The organism is Streptomyces sp. ICN903 (assembly GCF_022015835.1).
Lineage (GTDB): Bacteria > Actinomycetota > Actinomycetes > Streptomycetales > Streptomycetaceae > Streptomyces > Streptomyces fenghuangensis.
The window spans coordinates 1-1,232 of record NZ_JAKMAY010000574.1; the positions used below are offsets into that span (position 1 = coordinate 1).

General features: G+C 75.4%; 2 protein-coding genes. Both read right to left on the reverse strand.

The genetic code is table 11. The annotated features are described in order from the left end of the window. Nucleotides 1-17 precede the first annotated feature (17 nt). Nucleotides 18-671: an HAD-IA family hydrolase gene (locus tag L7D48_RS28885; RefSeq protein ID WP_237884071.1), complete on the reverse strand. Its 654-nt coding sequence runs from the start codon at nt 669-671 to the stop codon at nt 18-20. A 227-nt stretch (nt 672-898) separates the two neighbouring features. Next, on the reverse strand, nt 899-1,232 hold a 334-nt coding region (locus L7D48_RS28890), incomplete at its 5' end, for a peptidoglycan-binding protein (protein WP_237884069.1).

The following is a 1,232-nucleotide window of genomic DNA, read 5'->3' on the forward strand; positions in this document are numbered from 1 at the left end:
GGGGAGGCGGTGCGGGCTCAGCGGGGCCCGGGCGCCAGGTGCAGGAGCAGTCCGCCGCCGGGCAGGGGCTCCACGCGCACCTCCTCCAGCGTCGGCACATGGGCGGTCGGCCCGAAGGCCGCGGCCCGGGGCCCGATGCCGACCACCCGCATGCCGGCCGCGCGGCCCGCCGCGACACCGGCTCCGGAGTCCTCGAAGACCACGCAGTCCTCCGGTGCGAAGCCCAGTTCGGCCGCGGCCTTCAGAAAGCCCTCCGGGTGCGGCTTGCTGGCGCCGACCGACTCCGCGGTGACCCGCAGCGGCGGCATCCGCAGGCCCGCCGCGTTCATCCGGGCGGTGGCCAGGGGCACGCTGGCCGAGGTCACCAGAGCGTGGGGGAGGTCCTCGATCGCGGCGAGGAACGCGGGAGCGCCCGGCACCGGAACCACGCCCTCGGTGTCGGCGGTCTCCCGCTCCAGCAGGCGCCGGTTCTCGGCGTGGTTGACCTCCATCGGGCGGTCGGGCAGCAGCTCGGCCATCGTGGCGTAGCCCTGCCGGCCGTGCACCACCTTCATGACCTCGTCCCCGTCCAGGCCGTGCCCGGCGGCCCAGTCGCGCCAGACGCGCTCGACGGCGGCGTCGGAGTCGACCAGGGTGCCGTCCATGTCCAGCAGCAGCGCGCGGGCCTTCATCGAAACGCCTGGCACGCCCCCGGCGTGCCGGGCGTCCTGGACGTCCTGGGCTTCGGGGGAGTCCGGGGTGTCCGAGGGCATGGCGGGTGGCTCCAACGGCTGGAAGGCAGGACAAGTGGCCCGCCCGCCGGGTCAGGGGCCCCCGTCGTCAGGAACGGGGAACGGGCGGAGCCACTTTGTTCCTCCACGATACAAAGCATTCCGCGTTTGCGCCAATCCCCCTGGCGTCAGCCTCTCCGCGTGGCCCTCTCCAGGGCGCGCCGGGTGTGCGGTCCGTAGACGCCCTCGGGGTCGCCCCGCACCCCGTACCAGGTCTGGAACGTGGCCACCCCTTCGGTGACCTCGTCGTCGTACACGCCGTCCACGCCGTGCCTGCGGGCGTCGTAGGTGCCCACCGCGGCCAACCGGTACTGCAGTTCGGCGACCTCCGGGCCCGAGTCGCCCTCGCGCAGCGTGCGCGGCGGGCCGCCGCTGTCGTCGCCGTCCCAGCCGCCCCCGCCCGGAGCGGTGGGGGCGGAGGGCGCCGGGGAGGCACTCGCGGACGTCTCGGCGGTACGGGAG

Bases quoted from the DNA above. Each gene is read 5' to 3' on its own strand.
- L7D48_RS28885 (WP_237884071.1), bottom strand. From the start codon at position 671: ATGAAGGCCCGCGCGCTGCTGCTGGACATGGACGGCACCCTGGTCGAC.